The 14,604-nt window shown below is 71.0% G+C and carries 12 protein-coding genes; 1 reads left to right on the top strand and 11 read right to left on the bottom strand.

Annotated features, from left to right (window positions below):
• Nucleotides 1-55: 55 nt before the first annotated feature.
• The 4 genes from M2266_RS30865 to M2266_RS30850 all read right to left on the bottom strand — a co-directional run bounded on the left by M2266_RS30865 (nucleotide 56) and on the right by M2266_RS30850 (nucleotide 4,281).
• Nucleotides 56-1,153, bottom strand: coding sequence for an IS630 family transposase (locus M2266_RS30865; protein ID WP_277440827.1), 1,098 nt, complete (start codon nucleotides 1,151-1,153; stop codon nucleotides 56-58).
• Nucleotides 1,154-1,265: 112 nt separating this feature from the next.
• Entirely contained in the window at nucleotides 1,266-2,225 is a 960-nt protein-coding gene (locus M2266_RS30860) for a glycosyltransferase family 2 protein (protein WP_277441573.1), read from the bottom strand.
• The gene (locus tag M2266_RS30855) at nucleotides 2,225-3,037 is read right to left on the bottom strand and encodes an O-antigen ligase family protein (RefSeq protein WP_277441572.1); all 813 of its coding nucleotides are present in this window, start codon (nucleotides 3,035-3,037) and stop codon (nucleotides 2,225-2,227) included. The genes M2266_RS30860 and M2266_RS30855 overlap by 1 nt, the downstream gene beginning before the upstream one ends.
• Nucleotides 2,920-4,281 (bottom strand): hypothetical protein, encoded by a 1,362-nt coding sequence (locus M2266_RS30850; protein WP_277441571.1) that lies wholly within the window; start codon nucleotides 4,279-4,281, stop codon nucleotides 2,920-2,922. The genes M2266_RS30855 and M2266_RS30850 overlap by 118 nt, the downstream gene beginning before the upstream one ends.
• Before the next feature lie 74 nt (nucleotides 4,282-4,355).
• Between M2266_RS30850 and M2266_RS30845 the strand changes: the two genes are divergently transcribed.
• Nucleotides 4,356-5,039 (top strand): hypothetical protein, encoded by a 684-nt coding sequence (locus tag M2266_RS30845; RefSeq protein ID WP_277441570.1) that lies wholly within the window; start codon nucleotides 4,356-4,358, stop codon nucleotides 5,037-5,039.
• Between the two features lie 32 nt (nucleotides 5,040-5,071).
• On the opposite strand, the gene M2266_RS30840 is transcribed toward M2266_RS30845, so the two are convergent.
• From M2266_RS30840 to M2266_RS30810, 7 genes are all read right to left on the bottom strand, one after another.
• Nucleotides 5,072-6,118 (bottom strand): glycosyltransferase, encoded by a 1,047-nt coding sequence (locus M2266_RS30840; RefSeq protein ID WP_277441569.1) that lies wholly within the window; start codon nucleotides 6,116-6,118, stop codon nucleotides 5,072-5,074.
• Between the two features lie 142 nt (nucleotides 6,119-6,260).
• Complete coding sequence (locus M2266_RS30835) at nucleotides 6,261-9,593, bottom strand: DUF4082 domain-containing protein (RefSeq protein ID WP_277441568.1); 3,333 nt, start codon at nucleotides 9,591-9,593, stop codon at nucleotides 6,261-6,263.
• Between the two features lie 147 nt (nucleotides 9,594-9,740).
• Nucleotides 9,741-10,856 (bottom strand): DegT/DnrJ/EryC1/StrS family aminotransferase, encoded by a 1,116-nt coding sequence (locus M2266_RS30830; RefSeq protein WP_277441567.1) that lies wholly within the window; start codon nucleotides 10,854-10,856, stop codon nucleotides 9,741-9,743.
• Complete coding sequence (locus M2266_RS30825; RefSeq protein WP_277441566.1) at nucleotides 10,853-11,683, bottom strand: NeuD/PglB/VioB family sugar acetyltransferase; 831 nt, start codon at nucleotides 11,681-11,683, stop codon at nucleotides 10,853-10,855. The genes M2266_RS30830 and M2266_RS30825 overlap by 4 nt, the downstream gene beginning before the upstream one ends.
• Nucleotides 11,680-12,867 carry a DegT/DnrJ/EryC1/StrS family aminotransferase gene (locus M2266_RS30820; RefSeq protein ID WP_277441565.1) on the bottom strand — a complete coding sequence of 396 codons (1,188 nt, stop codon included), beginning with the start codon at nucleotides 12,865-12,867 and terminating at the stop codon, nucleotides 11,680-11,682. The genes M2266_RS30825 and M2266_RS30820 overlap by 4 nt, the downstream gene beginning before the upstream one ends.
• On the bottom strand, nucleotides 12,864-13,877 hold the full coding sequence (locus tag M2266_RS30815; RefSeq protein ID WP_277441564.1) for an NAD-dependent epimerase/dehydratase family protein: 1,014 nt from the start codon (nucleotides 13,875-13,877) through the stop codon (nucleotides 12,864-12,866). Before M2266_RS30815 ends, M2266_RS30820 begins: the two co-directional genes overlap by 4 nt.
• Before the next feature lie 52 nt (nucleotides 13,878-13,929).
• Nucleotides 13,930-14,499 carry a Gfo/Idh/MocA family oxidoreductase gene (locus M2266_RS30810; protein WP_277441563.1) on the bottom strand — a complete coding sequence of 190 codons (570 nt, stop codon included), beginning with the start codon at nucleotides 14,497-14,499 and terminating at the stop codon, nucleotides 13,930-13,932.
• Nucleotides 14,500-14,604: the final 105 nt, after the last annotated feature.

Below are 14,604 nucleotides of genomic sequence, written 5' to 3'. Positions count from 1 at the left end.
CCAGACGCCCCGGGCCCCGCCCTCCGGGCGGACGCCGGTATCTGTCAGACACGGCCTAGTGTCCTGCGCCGGAGATCCGTCGGCAGAAACGGGCGAGGGAGTCGAGGATCTCTTCCGCTGTCTTGGTCCAGATGAACGGCTGGGGGTCCTCGTTCCAGTTCTTCACCCAGGCGCGGATGTCGGCTTCGAGGTTCTGGACATTCTTGTGTGCGCCCCGGCGGATCATCTGGTCGGCCAGGAAGCCGAACCATCGCTCGACCTGGTTGATCCACGAGGACCCGGTCGGGGTGAAGTGCATCTGGAACCGCGGGTGTTTGCTGAGCCACGTCCTGATCGCCGGAGTTTTGTGAGTGCCGTAGTTGTCCACGATCAGGTGCACCTGCAAGTGCGCGGGCACCTCCTTGTCAATGCGGATCAGGAACTTCTTGAACTCCGCCGCCCGATGTCTGCGGTGCAGGGCGCTGATGACCTGACCGGTGGAGACATCGAACGCGGCGAACAAGGTGGTCAAGCCGTTGCGGACGTAATCGTGAGTACGGCGCTCAGGCATGCCGGGCATTATCGGCAACACCGGTTGGGACCGGTCCAGTGCCTGAATCTGGGACTTCTCGTCCACCGAGAGAACCACCGCGCCCTCGGGTGGGTTGAAGTACAGTCCGACGACGTCGTAGACCTTCTCCACGAACAACGGGTCCGTCGACAACTTGAACGTGTCCGTCAGGTGCGGCTTGAGTTGGAATCTCCGCCAGATCCTGCCGACGGTGGACTTCGACAGACCGCTGTGGTCCGCCATCGACTTCCGCGACCAGTGAGTGGCGTTCTTCGGGATCTCCTCCAACGTCGCGACCACGACCGCCTCCACCTGACCGACATCGATGGTGGGTGGCCGGCCCGGCCGGGGCTCATCGACCAGACCGTCCAGCCGGTCGATGAGGAACCGTCGCCGCCACTTGCGAACTGTGTCCGCGCTCACCCGCAGATCCCGCGCGACCGTAACGATCGGCGGCACCTCCGGCCCCGCGCACGCCAGCACGATCCGCGCGCGCAAGGCCAGGGCCTGCGCCGATGTCGCCCGACGCGTCCACCGCTCCAACACCGCCCGCTCATCCACACACAGCAGCAACGGCTCCAGTTTCGGCCCCCGACGAGGCACCGACGCACCAGCAGTAGAAGTCACACAGCATCTAACGATCAACTACTGGCGCAGGACACTAGGGCCAGACGGGACTTCCGCAACACCCTTGAGGCATGCGGCACCGGGCGGCTCACGGGCCGGGGGTCGCGCGCAGTGCGGACGGGCGGAGCAGGGCCGCGGCGGCCGCCCGGCTCGCGCGCCTGCCGAGCGCGGCGCGGGAGGTCTCGCGCAGCAGGACCGCCGCCCGGAAGGCGGTGCTGGCGAGCGGGCCGTGCCGGCGCCCGTAGAGCCGGACGCGGTTGAGCGTCAGCAGGGTCCACAGGCGCGGGGAGACCTGCGAGTCGCCGCCGAGGTGCAGGGCGCCGGCCGCGGGCTCCAGCCGGGTCGCGAAGCCGCGGTCCCCGGCGCGCAGGCAGTACTCGGTCTCCTCGGAGTACAGGAAGAACGACTCGTCCCACGGGCCGCAGGCGTCCAGGCACTGGGCCGACAGCGCCATCAGCGCGCCGGTCGCCCAGTCGGCCCGGGTCGGGGCCGCGTAGGCGGCGGGGTCGGTGACCAGTTCGCTCCAGCGTGGGAAGCGGCCGGCCCTGCGGTTGCCGATGACGGCCTCGCCCAGGGCCCGGGTCACGCTCGACTCGCGGCGCAGCGAGTGCAGGGGCGTGCCGTCCTGCTCCTCGTACAGCAGGGGCACGCTGATCCCGACGCGGTCGCCGTCGGGCAGCCCGGTGCCGAGTGCGTCGACGAGCACCTTGGCGCACCCCTGCCGCATGCGGATGTCGGGGTTGCACACCAGCGCGGCCCGGAAGCCGCCGTCCCACCGCGCGGCGGCGCCCAGTGCCGCGTTCACGCCGGCGGCGTACCCGGCGTTGCGGCCGGTCTGCACGATGGTGGCGTCGGGGGCGAGGGTGCGCAGCAGGGCCACCGTGTCGTCGGCCGAGTCGTTGTCGGCGACGACGAGCCGCCACTCCAGGCCGGCCATGCCGTCCGGCAGCGACGCGATGAACTCCGGCAGCACCTTGGCGCTGTTCCAGGTGACGACCAGAACGGCGACGGGCCCGGTGCCTTGGTGCTCGGCGGGCTTGGGGGGCATCAGGACTCCACGAGTTGGGATGCGGCTTCGCGCCGGGCGGGTGCGTCGGTACGGGGCTCGGGTACGGGCGGGAGGGCGGCCGGGCGCACCTCGGCGGCCTCGGCCTCCGCCTCCGCCTCGCGGCGGATGAAGCCCAGGTAGCTGCCGCCGGCGCCGAGGGTCAGGAAGAAGATTCCCGCGAACATGGCGAAACCGAGCGCGTCGAAGGTCGCGCTGATGACGAGGGCGACCACGGCCGAGGCGAAGAACGCCTGCCCCAGTTCGCGGTCCGACTCGGTACGGGCGAGGCGGCGGATGGCGCCGCCCTGGTGGATGCCGGTGATGAACAGGGTCAGGAGCGCGACCAGACCCACAGCGCCCATCTCGGCCAGGGCCAGCATGTACTCGTTGTCCGTGAAGAAGTACAGGTCGGGCATGAACGTGCCGAAGCCCCGCCCGAACCACGGGCGTTCGGTGAGATAGGGAACGATCGCGCTGTACTTCACGGTGCGGGCCTGGGTGCTGCTGTCGGAGTTGTTCAGGAACGTCGCGAACAGGGTGGTGATGGTGCCGATCAGCCCGGGGATGATCACCTTGAAGCAGGCGACCGAGCCGATCAGCAGTCCGATCGCGGTCCAGCGCCGTTGCGGCTTCCAGCGGGGCATCATGATGACGGCGACCAGGAGGGCGCCGATGATGGACGTCCTGGACACCGTCAGCGGCAGGGCGCCGCCCATGAGCGCGACGGGCCCCCAGCGGCGGAGCCCGTTGAGGTGCTTGCGCACCGGGTCGAAGGCCTGCTGGATGGCGAAGGGCACCAGGATGGCCAGCATCCCGCGCCGAACTCCAGGGACTGTGCGGTGGTGGAGCGCGGCCGGGTGAAGGAGCCGCGGTCCAGGGTGGTGATCTGGGCGACGCTCGAACTCAGGCCCGGGATACGGATCTTGTCCGCGATGTTGGTCGCGGTGAAGAAGTCGTAGTAGCCGATCGCGGCCACCACGGCGCCCATCACGATGATCCGGCGCAGCAGTACGTCGAGGCGGGCGCGGTCCTGGATCCCGGCGGAGGCCAGGACCACCAGGGACACCCACACCAGCAGCCCGATGAGTCCCCGGTCGGCGGCCAGCACCTCCTTGTGCGTGCTGCTGCGGCTCGCGTTCGCGATGTAGGACAGCAGGATCGCGGCGGCGAGCACGCACATCACCACCCGCGGCAGCCGGGTTCCCGGAGCCGGGCGGATCCGGCCGGTGAGCCAGGCAGCGAGGTACCAGAACAGGCCCAGCAGGGCGAAGACGTTGGCCGGGGTGCCGACGCCGCCGAGTCCGGGCAGCGCGAGGTCCGAGGGGATGAACAGCGCCAGCGCCAGGTACCCGGTGAGGATCGCGGTGGCGTCCAGGCGCCGCCCCCAGAGCCCGCGGGGCAGCCGCTTCGCGGGCCAGGGGTCGATGTCCGCGCCCGCGAGGCGGCGGCGGCGGGTCAGCACGGCGCTCTCGGTCACGAAGGACAGGGTGAACGCGGTCGCGGTCCCGAAGATGATGACGGCCATGACCTGCTGGTAGCGGCTCTTGAGCTGCGACACCGGTACCTGCGGCAGGACGATGGGCGCCGCCTGGATGTAGTACGCGGGCGACACCTTGGCCTCCGCTTGCAGGGCCTTGAGCTGTTCACCGGCGAAGGCGGTGACGGTGGTGGTCTCCTCGAGCACCTTGTCCTGGTCGGTGCCGGTCACGGTCAGGGTGAGGAGCGGTCCCGCGGTGTTCGCCGCGAAGGCGACCGTGTACGGGTCGGTGACACCTCGGCTGTGCAGGTCCCGGGCCGCGTCGGTCGACGCCAGGGTCCTGATCAGCACATCGGCCGTCACGACCAGTGAGCCGCCCGCGTTCGAGATGGGATTGCCGAAGGTGGGCGCCAGCTTGGCGACCGCCCGGGAGTCGAGCAGCGCGACGGAGCTCTGTGACTGATAGGCCACCGGGACCGTCCGGTTGAGGTACAGGCCCGCGAAGAGACTGAGCAGGGTGATCGGCACCATGAGGTACCAGCGCCTGCGCAGCACCGCGAAGATCTGACTCAGGCTCATGAACGCACCCCCGCGGATCCGGTAGCGGCTTCCCCGCCGTCCTGCGAGGATCGGTCCTGACGGAAGGAAGGCCCGTGTCGCCTGGTGAGCTCGTCCGTGTGCTGCTCCGCCGCTGGTACGTCCTCGCACTCGCGGTGCTGCTGACCGCTGCCGGGGCCTACCAGGTGTTGCGGCCGGCCCAGTCGTACCTGAGCACCGCGGTCGTCGTGATCAAGCCGCCGGTGACCGGGAACCACCCGAACCAGCTGGCCAACCTGCAGCCGCCGCTCGCCGCGGTCTCCTACGCGATCATCCAGCAGCTGCAGTCGCCCGCGGGCGAGGCGGAACTGGCGGCCGCGGGCGTGCACGGACACTACAAGTTGATCCCGCGCAACAGCGGCACCAGCGCCACGCCGCGCTATCTGATCCCCTCGCTGCAGGTGCAGGCAGAGCAGCCGGAGCTGATCGCGGCGGACGCGGCCGTGCGGCAGATCGTCGAGGTCTTCGGCAAGCACCTGCAGGACATGCAGGCGGCGCAGCGGATCCCGGTCGCGTCCCGGATGAGCGTGGACCTCCTGGTGCCGCCCAGCGCGGCGGCGGTGACCGGCACCAGGAGCCGGGCACTGGCCGGCGTGGCGCTGCTGGGCACCGTCGGCGGGGTGCTGGCCGCCCTGTGGACCGATCGGCTGATCGACCGGCGGCGGTTGCGACGCGGTGCGGGCCCCGGCCTGCCGCGGCCGGCCGAGGACCGCGTCCAGGCCGTTCCGCTGCCGCACTGAGGCGGCCCGGGACCACTGAAGTCGGAGGACCATCAGATGCCCCGGCGCTTCCAGGACTGCCACCAGAGCCACTCGCGGCCGCGGTCGGCCACCGCGGAGAGCACCAGGGGCTGCAGGTAGGGCATCGTCCGCGCGCCGATCCGCTGCCGCCGGCGCAGCGCCCGGTACTCGGGCAGCTTCTCGTAGCCGGGCAGGCACTCACCGGCGAACGCCACGAGTTCGTCGACCGGGACCACGGCGGTCCGCCCCCGGTCGTAGGCCCGGTAGGCGCGGCGCAGCGCGAAACGGGCGAGCCGGGTGTGGACCGCGTCCGCCAGCTGGTCGGCGCGCGGGAGCAGGTCGGCGCACTTGTCGAGCACCGCGTCGAACGCGATGCGGCGCTGGCGCAGGTCGTCGAGTTGCCCACCGAAGTCCGTGGTGGACATGTTGTTGCCGTGGACGCGGTAGAAGGCCTGGTCGGCCCCCTGGATGTAGCCGACGTCGGCGTGTGCCGCCAGCCGCATCCACATCTCGATGTCGCCCGCGTGGGGCAGCGCCGGGTCGTAGCCGCCCACCTTGCGCTGCAGGCTGGTCCTGACCATCACCTCGGGGGAGGTGATGCAGCCGGTCGCCTCGCGGAAGCGCCGCTCCAGCCACCACTGCCCGGGATAGACGACGGAGCCCGAGCTGCGGGTGCGGGCCGCGGGCAGTGGTCCGCCGTGCTGGAAGCGCAGCGGCCGGCCGTAGCAGAATCCGGCCTCCGGATGGGCGTCCAGCAGCGCCGCGGCGCGCACCAGCGCCCCGGGCACGAGCCGGTCGTCCGCCGAGAGCAGGACGACGTAGTCGCCGTCGGCCCACTCCAGCAGGCCTTCGTTGTAGGTGGCGATGTGCCCCTGGTTCCGCTCGTGGACCCGGACCTCGATCCGCGGGTCGGCGGCCGCCAGCGCGTGCGCGGCCTGTGCGGAGTCGTCGGGCGAGGCGTCGTCGATGATCAGCACCCGGACGTCGAGGCCCTCCTGCTCGTCCAGCACGCTGCGCACGCAGTCGACCAGGAAGTGGCCGTACTTGTAGCAGGGGATCACGACGCTGACGGTGCTCATCGTTAGAAGCCAATCCCCGGTCGGCCTCGGGGGAGGCGGCCCGTACCCACCGGGCCGCCTCCCCCGACCCGGACCGGTGGGTACGGTTGGAGACGTGGTCGAGCGGGGCCGGTCCGGGGCGCTGCCCCGGACCGGCCGCGGACTAGTGGGTGGGTACCACCTCCGTGGACTGGTCCGTCTCGGCCAGGGCAGGCGGCGTCGTGGTGAAGATCGGGCCGACCCAGTAGTTCACGGACCCGAAGGTGCCGGTGGGGAACGACGAGGTGGTCCCGTACGCGTAGAGCCCGTTGGACCCGCCGCTGCCGTCGGCCGGTGCCACCAGCGGATAGGACTGGTGGGCTCCGGTGAAGTAGGCCCCGTCGACCGAGTAGTTGCCGTTCGGCGCATGGTAGGAGGCCACGTAGCTGGTACCCGCGGTGATGGGTACCGGGGTGGCGAAGAGCAGTTGCTGCCACCCGGACGTGGTCTCACTGCCGAACGTGCCGGTCGCGAGCGGCGTGCCGGTGGAGGACCACAGGGTGCCGGTGTGGGTGCCGGTGTTTCCCGGGCCCTTGTAGAACGTGATGCCGGTGATGTAGCCGTTGACCGCCGACTGGAACCGGGTGCCCAGCTCCAGGGAGTTGGCGTCACCGGTCACGTTGACCGTGCTCGGCACCGTGCCGGTGCTCCACAGGGAGCAGGGGCAGTTCACGGCCGGTGGCGTCGGACTGGTGGTGAAGTTCCACGTCTTGGGCGCCGCCATGGTGTTGCCCCACAGGTCGGAGGCCAGCACGGACGCCGTGTACGTGGTGTTCAGCGCCAGCTCGGTGGACGGGGTGAACGTCGCGCTGTTCACGGAGGTCAGCACCTTGCTGCCCGGCACGGTGGCGCCGTTCGAGTCCTTCAGTGTGAAGGTCAGCGTCTCGGCCTCGATGCCCTCGTCGAAGGTGGCCTTCACCGGTGAGGTGATCGGCACCCCCGTCGCCGCGGACTGCGGGGTGGTCGTGGTGACCGCGGGCGGAACGGTGCTCGCGGTCGAGGTGTCCAGGACCGCGTCCACCCAGTAGTTGCTGCCGGCCGCGGCCGTGGATGGGAAGGCGCTCGTCGCACCGTAGTGGTACACCCCGTTGCCGCCGTCGGTGCCGCTCTGCAGTGCCGTGAACGGCGCCAGCCCCGCGGAGCTCCCGGCGAAGGTGTTGTCGTAGGAATACCCGCCGCCGGGTGCGAAGTACGACGCCACATAAGTGGTGTTCGCCTTCACCGGCACCGGCGAGGAGAAGTTCAGCTGCTGCCAGCCGGACGCCGTCTCGTTGGTGAACGTTCCGGTGGCCAGCCGCTGGCCGCCGGCGCTCCACAGGCTGCCGGTGTGCGTCCCGACGTTGGCGGGGGACTTGTAGAACCGGACCGCGGTGATCGCGGCGGGCACCGAGGAGCGGATCTTGACACCGAGCTCCAGCGAGCTGCCGTCACCGGCGTTGACTGTGCCGGGCACGGCCGCGGCCGGCCACACGGTGCAGGGGCACTGCTGCGGTCCGACCGTGATCGGGACCGTGGTGGTCGCGCCGATGTTGACGCTGTCGTCCACCGCGCGCACCTTGATCTGCGCCGCGCCCTGGGTCGTCGGCGTCCAGCTGTAGCTCCAGGACGTCAGGCCCGTCGTCGGGTTCCAGGTGCTCCCGCCGTCGGTGGAGACCTCCACCCGGGCCACCACACCGCCGCCCGCGTCGGCCGCGGTACCGGCGATGGTGATCGGCTTGAGCGCCGGCACCGTGACGTTGGCGGCCGGACTGGTGACGTTGATGGTCGGACCGGTGGCGTCGGTGGACGCCGAGGCCAGGACCAGGCCGCTCTGCAGGGTCTTGGGCTGCAGACCCATGTCGGCCAGGATGTTCACCGTGGCCTGCTGCATCCGCTTGTCGGCCGTGACCACGGTGTCGTCCGGGTTCCCGGTCGGGATGTTGGTCAGGCCCCACGACCACTGCACGGTGCCGGCGCCGAACACCAGGGCGTGCGACGTCTGGTCGCGGAAGGCGACGAGGTTGTGGGTCGCGGTGCCGTTGCCGTAGGTGTTGCCGTAGTCGAGACGGAACTTGCCGTCGTTGATGTCCACCGTGGTGGACGACATGTCGATCTGCCCCGGTGGTCGGGTGCTGGTCGACAGATCGCTGTCCCACTCGTAGCCGAGGGTCCCGGTCGGGAAGGTGGCGGTCTGCGCCGACGTCAGGTTCGCGACCGTGGTGTTCCGCCACAGCCGCTGCTTGCCGTAGGTGCCGGGCACGGTGATCGCGTCGCTGCGGTAGCCGTTCACGGTGAACAGCGAGCCGGTGAGGATGTTCTGCGGCTGGAAGGGCTGCCCGTTGGCGGTGCTGTTGGGGTCCATCCAGGTCCCGGTCCAGGTGCCGCTGGGATCGGGTACGCCGTTCGGTGACGCCAGGAACCGCTTGGTCTCCTTGTAGCAGGTCAGCGTGCGGTTGGCGGTGTTGGTGCCGTCGTTGCTCGGGGTGAACCGGGTCTTCCAGAAGACCTCGTTGCCGCTGAAGTAGGTCTGGTGGACCCCGGCGTGCCGCGCGTTGAGCGCGTTGGTGAACTGGTCCTGGGTCCAGTACTCGTCATGGCCCGACGACATGAACATCTTGTGGTTCAGCAGTTGCGAGCCACGGGTCGAGACGTCCAGTCCGGTCATGTAGCTGACGTCGTAGCCGTTCTGCTCCAGCCACGAGATCATCTCGTACTCGGATCCGTAGATCCCGTTGTCGCCGCCGATGTCCAGCGGCCGGTTGTAGCTGACCTCGTACGCGCGCCCGTCCGGCGCCGGGCCGGCGCCGTCGTAGAGGCTCTGGCCGCCCCACTTGTTGTACGCCTGCCAGGTCTCGTCATCGGTCTGCACGACGATGTCGGAGTGGCTGGAGTCGTTGCGGACGATGAACGGGTACGGCATGACGCCTTCGCCGTCGGCCTGGTCGAAGTTGGCGATGTACAGGCCGGAGACCGCGTTGCCGGGCAGGGTGAAGTTCGCGGTGACGGCCCAGTTGCCGCAGTCCACCAGGCCGGTGGACGGCTTGGTGACACAGTTGCGCGGCTTGCCGTCCGGCACTCCGTCGACCACCGTGGTGTCGATCGGGGTGTTGGCCGTGCCGTCCTTGGTGAAGTTGGCCGGATAGGTCACCGCGGCCTGGGCCGCGGTCGACACCATGCGGGCGCCGTCGCCGCCGTAGTAGCCGAGCCGCAGGACCGAGACGTGGTAGGGAACCGGCGACTGGATCTTGAACTGGACGGTTTCGCCGGCCTGGAAGCTCTGTTGGGTGGAGAACCCCTGGACGTTGCCGTACGCGTTGGGCGAGAACCAGTCGGACATCGGCGTGCCCGGCTTCGCGTTCTCGCACGCGACGGGATTGCCGCCCGATCCGCAGGGGTCGGCCGCGGTGGCGACCACGGCCAGCGGTAGGACGGCGGTGAGCAAGGCGGTGGCCAGGGCGAAGAATCCGCCCCGGAGCAATCTGCTCCTTCTGTGCATCTGTACCTCTCAGCGGCAGTGCAGTGACCCGGCTCGGTGAGGCGGGACGAGGCTAGAGCGGGCGAGACGGGAAACGGTGCCTGCGCACGCGCGGTGACAGGCGACAGCGGGACGCGCGGGCTGCGGGCGTCAGCGCAGGGCGGCGGTGAGAGTGTCCACGACCCGTTGCTGCTGGTCGTCGGTGATCTGCGGGAAGAGCGGCAGCGACAGGATCCGGTCGGCCGCCTCCTCCGCGTTCGGGAAGGCGCCGCGACCGTGACCGAGATGGCCGAAGGCCGGGGTCAGATGGACCGCGGCCGGATAATGCACCCCCGCCCCGATCCCCTCGGCGTTGAGCTTGCCCACGACCTCGTCGCGGTCCGCGCCGGCGACCCGCACCACGTACAGGTGCCACACGTGCGCGTTGCCGTCGACCGTGGTCGGCAGCACCACGCGCCCGGCGGCCGCCAGGTCGCCGAGCAGCGCGTCGTACCGGGCCGCCGCGGCCCGCCGGGCCGCGTTGCCGTCGGCGAGCCGGGCCAGCTTCGCCCGCAGGACGACGGCCTGCAGCCCGTCCAGCCGGCTGTTGAATCCGGCCACGTCATGGCGGTACTTGGCGACGCCGCCGTGGTTGGCGAGCGCGCGGACCAGATCGGCCCGCTCCGCGTCATCGGTCAGCACCGCGCCCGCGTCGCCGTAGGCGCCGAGGTTCTTGCCCGGGTAGAAGCTGGTGGCGGCGATGCCGCCGCTGCCCGGGGAGCGGCCGTCCCGCGTCGCGCCCTGGCTCTGCGCCGCGTCCTCCACGACCCGGACGTGCGCGGGAAGCGCCGCGGCCAGTTCGGTCACCGCCGCGCACTGTCCGTACAGATGGACCGGTACCACCGCGCGGGTGGCGGATCCGACCGCGTCCAGGGCAGCCTGATGGTCCATCAGGAAACTGTGGGGAAGGCAGTCCACCAGCACCGGCTTCGCACCGATCCGCTGGACCGCGCCGGCGGTGGCGATGAAGGTGTTCGCGGGCAGCACCACCTCGTCACCGACGCCGACCCCGCTCGCGCGCAGGGCCAGCTCGAGGGCGTCGGTGCCGTTGGCGACACCCACGCAGTGGGCGACGCCGGCGAAGTCGGCGTACTCGCGCTCGAACTCCCTGACCTCGTCACCGCCGATGAAGGCGGTGTTGGCCAGGACGCGCTCGAATCCCCGGCGTACTTCGTCGGCGACTTCGGCATGTGCCGCTTTGAGGTCGACAAGCGGTATCTGGTTCATGTGACTGGACTCCCCATCCGTGTCGCCGGCCCCCTGCCGGTGTCCATACCCTCGGCACCCTCGGCACGTCCGGCCGTATCGGCGCTCTCGGCTCGCAGTTCGGCGAGGGCCGGGGCCCCCGCCGCGCGCAGCCGGCGCGCGGGGCTGCCGATCCACACCTCGCCCGGCGGTACGTCGCCGAGCACCGTGCTCCCCATCCCGACCAGCGACCACGCGCCGATCGTCGTGCCTTCGCGGATCAGGGCGCCCGAGCCCACATAGGCCCCGCGCCCCAGCCGCGTCCCCCCGCCGAGCCGGACCCCGGAGGTGATCGTCACGAAGTCCCCGACCACGTCGTCATGGGTCAGGACCACGTGCGGCATCACCGCCACATGCGCGCCCACCAGCACGGCGGCCGTCAGGACGCTGTGCGCCAGCAGGACCGAGCCGGGCCCGAGGACCGAGGAGTCCGAAACCGCCGCGGTGGGGTGCACCACGGTGGCGTAGCGGTTCTCCGGCAGCTCCAGCCGTCGCACCAGGCGCGCCCGGGCGGCGTAGTCCCGTGGATTGCCGACGCAGACCACCACGCGGGTGCCGGGCAGATCGTGCACCAGACCGCTCCCGCCCAGCACCCGCACGCCGTCCACGTCCCGGCCGTGCAGCGCGGGGTTCTCGTCGAGGTGACCGACCAGCCGCCAGCGCGGGACGCGGCCATGGGCCACATCGTCCGCGTTGGCGGCCCGCACGGCCTGCGCGGTCTCCCGGGCGAACCCGCCCGCGCCGACGATCACCAGATCTGTCGCGGCGGGCCCGGATCTGGCGGGGTCCGGGCCCGCTGCGCCGCTCATCCGCCGGCCTGCTCACGGAGGACCGCCACGACCCGGTCCTGCTGGGCCTCGGTCATCGTGTGGAACAGCGGCAGGATGAGCGAGTCACGGCTGATCCGCTCGGTGACCGGCAGCGGCGCCGCCGGATGTCCTTCGTAGGCGGGCTCCAGATGCGAGGCCATGATGCCGCGCCGGGCCGAGACCCCCGCGTCGGCGAGCGCGGCGAGCAGCGCGTCCCGGCCGACCGGGAAGTCCTCGGCCGGCAGCACCCAGTAGGACTGGAAGTTGCCCTGCCCGTGCGCGGGGTCGCGCACCGGGGACAGACCCGGAACGTCCCGCAGCAGGGCCTCGTAGCGCGCCGCCAGGGCCCGCCGGCGGGCGACGACCTCGTCCAGCTTGCCGAGCTGGACCAGGCCGACCGCGGCCTGGATGTCGGTCATCCGGTAGTTGTAGCCGACCTCGAGATAGCTCTCCAGGATCGGCTTGCTGCTCGCGTGCCGCTGGGCGGCGGAGGCGTTCATCCCGTGCTCGCGCAGTCGGCGCAGCCGCTCGGCCCACTGGGCGTCGTCCGTGGTCAGCATGCCGCCCTCGCCGGTGGTGATCACCTTGCGGGGGTGGAAGGACCAGGCGGCGAGCAGTGCGCCGTGGCCGACGGACTTGCCTCCGACGGTCGAGCCGATCGCGCAGGCCGCGTCCTCGACCAGTGCGACGTCCCAGTCGGCGCACGCGGACCGCAGGGCGTGCACGTCCGCCGGCACCCCGCCCTGGTGGACGGCGAGGACCGCCTTGGTGCGCCCGGTCCTGACCGCGTCCACGGTGGCCACCGTCAGATTGCCGGTGGCCTCCTCGACGTCCGCGAAGACGGGCTCGGCCCCGACGTAGCGCACGGCGTTGGCCGTGGCGATGAACGACAGGGACGGGACGACGACCTCGTCACCGGGGCCCAGGCCCAGCGCGACCAGCGCCAGGTGCAGGGCGGCGGTGCAGGAGCTCACCGCGATGGCGTGCTCGGCGCCCACCCGCTCGGCGAAGGCGCGTTCGAACTCCGCGACCCGGGGCCCCTGGGCGACCCAGCCGGACAGGACCGCGGCGGCGGCCGCGTTCGCCTCCTCCTCGCCCAGCCACGGCATCATCACCGGGATGCGGGCGGGCGGCGCTTCCACCGGCGCGGTCCCCGACGGCGCGGACTCCACCGGGGCGCTCATCGCGCGGCCTGTGCGGCCTGTGCGGTGGCGGCCGCGGCCTTGGCGTCGGCCGCGCGCTCCGACTGCCACCAGTCCACCAGGTCGCGCAGCCCGCTGCGCAGGTCGATCTGCGCGGTGAATCCGAGCCGCTCCGCGGCCTGGGTGGTGTCCGCGAGGCGGCGGGTGACCCCGTTCACCGAACGGGCGGGACCGTGTTCGGGCTGCAGGTCGGCGCCCATCGCCTCCAGGAGGGCGAGCGCGAGGTCGCGCAGGCTCGTCTCGGTGCCGCTCGCGACGTTGAACACCTCGTCGGTGAGGTCCGACTCCGCGGCCAGCAGGTTGGCCCGGGCGATGTCGCGGACGTGGACGAAGTCCATGGTCTGCGTTCCATCGCCGAGGATCAGCGGCGGCTCGCCGCCCACGATCCGCTCCATCCAGCGGATGAGGACCTCGGTGTACAGGCCGTGGATGTCCATCCGCGGCCCGTACACGTTGAAGTAGCGCAGCGCGACGTAGTCCAGCCCGTACATCGCGTGGAAGCTGCGCAGAACGCCCTCGTTGAAGGCCTTCGCCGCACCGTAGAACGTGTCGTTGTTGTACGCGTGGTGGCGTTCGGTCGTCGGGAAGGACTCGGCCAGGCCGTAGACCGAGGCCGACGAGGACGCGATCACCTTGCCCACCCCCGCCGCGGCGGCCGACTCCAGCACGTTGAACGTGCCGTCGACCATGACCTCGTTCGCCAGCCGGGGCTCCTCCGCGCACTGCGTGATGCGGATCGCCGCCAGATGGAAGACCAGGTCGGCGCCCTCGGTGACCTTGCGAACGGTCGCCAGGTCGCGGATGTCGCCCTCGACGACCTCCACGACACCGCTCGGCAGGGCCTGGGCCAGGTTGGCCATCCGCCCGCGCACGAAGTTGTCGAGCACCACGATCTCGCGTGCCCCGTTGTCGACCAGCAGGTCGACCAGGTTGGAACCGATGGTGCCCGCCCCGCCGGTCACCAGAATCTTCTTGCCTCGTACGGTGCTCAACGCTCTTCCCCCACTGGATCGGTCATCGTCTGCCGTAAAACGGTCCGCACTGTCACCGGCCGGCGCGCAGCCCGACGACCGCACCGCGGAACTCCAGGCTCCGGGAGGCCGCCTCCAGGATGTCCAGCACGCGCAGCCCCGCCCGGCCGTCGGTCAGCGGCGCCCGGCGCTCGCGGATCGACGCGGCGAACTCGTCGACCATGCTGCGCAGCGCCTCCTTCTCGCCGATCGCGGGCGCCACCATGTCGCCGGTGCGGTAGGAGATCTGCATGTCGCGGCGCTGGTCGACGCCGATCTCCTGCGGCGTGGACAGCTCGACCCCGCGGTCGAAGACCGCCACGCGCTGCGCGGGGTTGAGGTCGTCCCAGATCAGCGTGCGCTTCGAGCCGCCGACCATGGTGGTCCGCACCTTGGTGGGGGAGAGCCAGTTGACGTGCACGTGCGCGATGGCGCCGGTGTTGAGCTGCAGTGTCAGGTAGGCCACGCAGGCCTGGCCGGCGCCTATCGGGTCGGCGCCGTGCGCGGCGACCGCGACCGGCTCGACGTGGTCGGGGAGGATGAAGTCGAGGATCGACAGGTCGTGGGGCGCGAGGTCCCACATCACGTCGATGTCCTTCTGCACGAGCCCGAGGTTGATCCGGACCGAGTCGACGTAGTGGATCTCGGCCGAGCTCCCCGGAGCGGACCTGGTCGCGGATGTGACTCACCGCGGGGGTGTAGCAGTAGG

It is taken from the genome of Streptomyces sp. SPB162 (genome assembly GCF_029504575.1).
In the GTDB taxonomy this organism is placed as follows: domain Bacteria; phylum Actinomycetota; class Actinomycetes; order Streptomycetales; family Streptomycetaceae; genus Actinacidiphila.
The sequence above is the reverse complement of the archived record's forward strand: the minus strand, read 5'-3'. Positions and strand labels throughout refer to the sequence as shown.

Bases quoted from the DNA above. Each gene is read 5' to 3' on its own strand.
- M2266_RS30860 (WP_277441573.1), bottom strand. From the start codon at position 2,225: ATGCCCCCCAAGCCCGCCGAGCACCAAGGCACCGGGCCCGTCGCCGTT.
- M2266_RS30855 (WP_277441572.1), bottom strand. From the start codon at position 3,037: ATGCTGGCCATCCTGGTGCCCTTCGCCATCCAGCAGGCCTTCGACCCG.
- M2266_RS30850 (WP_277441571.1), bottom strand. From the start codon at position 4,281: ATGAGCCTGAGTCAGATCTTCGCGGTGCTGCGCAGGCGCTGGTACCTC.
- M2266_RS30840 (WP_277441569.1), bottom strand. From the start codon at position 6,118: ATGAGCACCGTCAGCGTCGTGATCCCCTGCTACAAGTACGGCCACTTC.
- M2266_RS30830 (WP_277441567.1), bottom strand. From the start codon at position 10,856: ATGAACCAGATACCGCTTGTCGACCTCAAAGCGGCACATGCCGAAGTC.
- M2266_RS30825 (WP_277441566.1), bottom strand. From the start codon at position 11,683: ATGAGCGGCGCAGCGGGCCCGGACCCCGCCAGATCCGGGCCCGCCGCG.
- M2266_RS30820 (WP_277441565.1), bottom strand. From the start codon at position 12,867: ATGAGCGCCCCGGTGGAGTCCGCGCCGTCGGGGACCGCGCCGGTGGAA.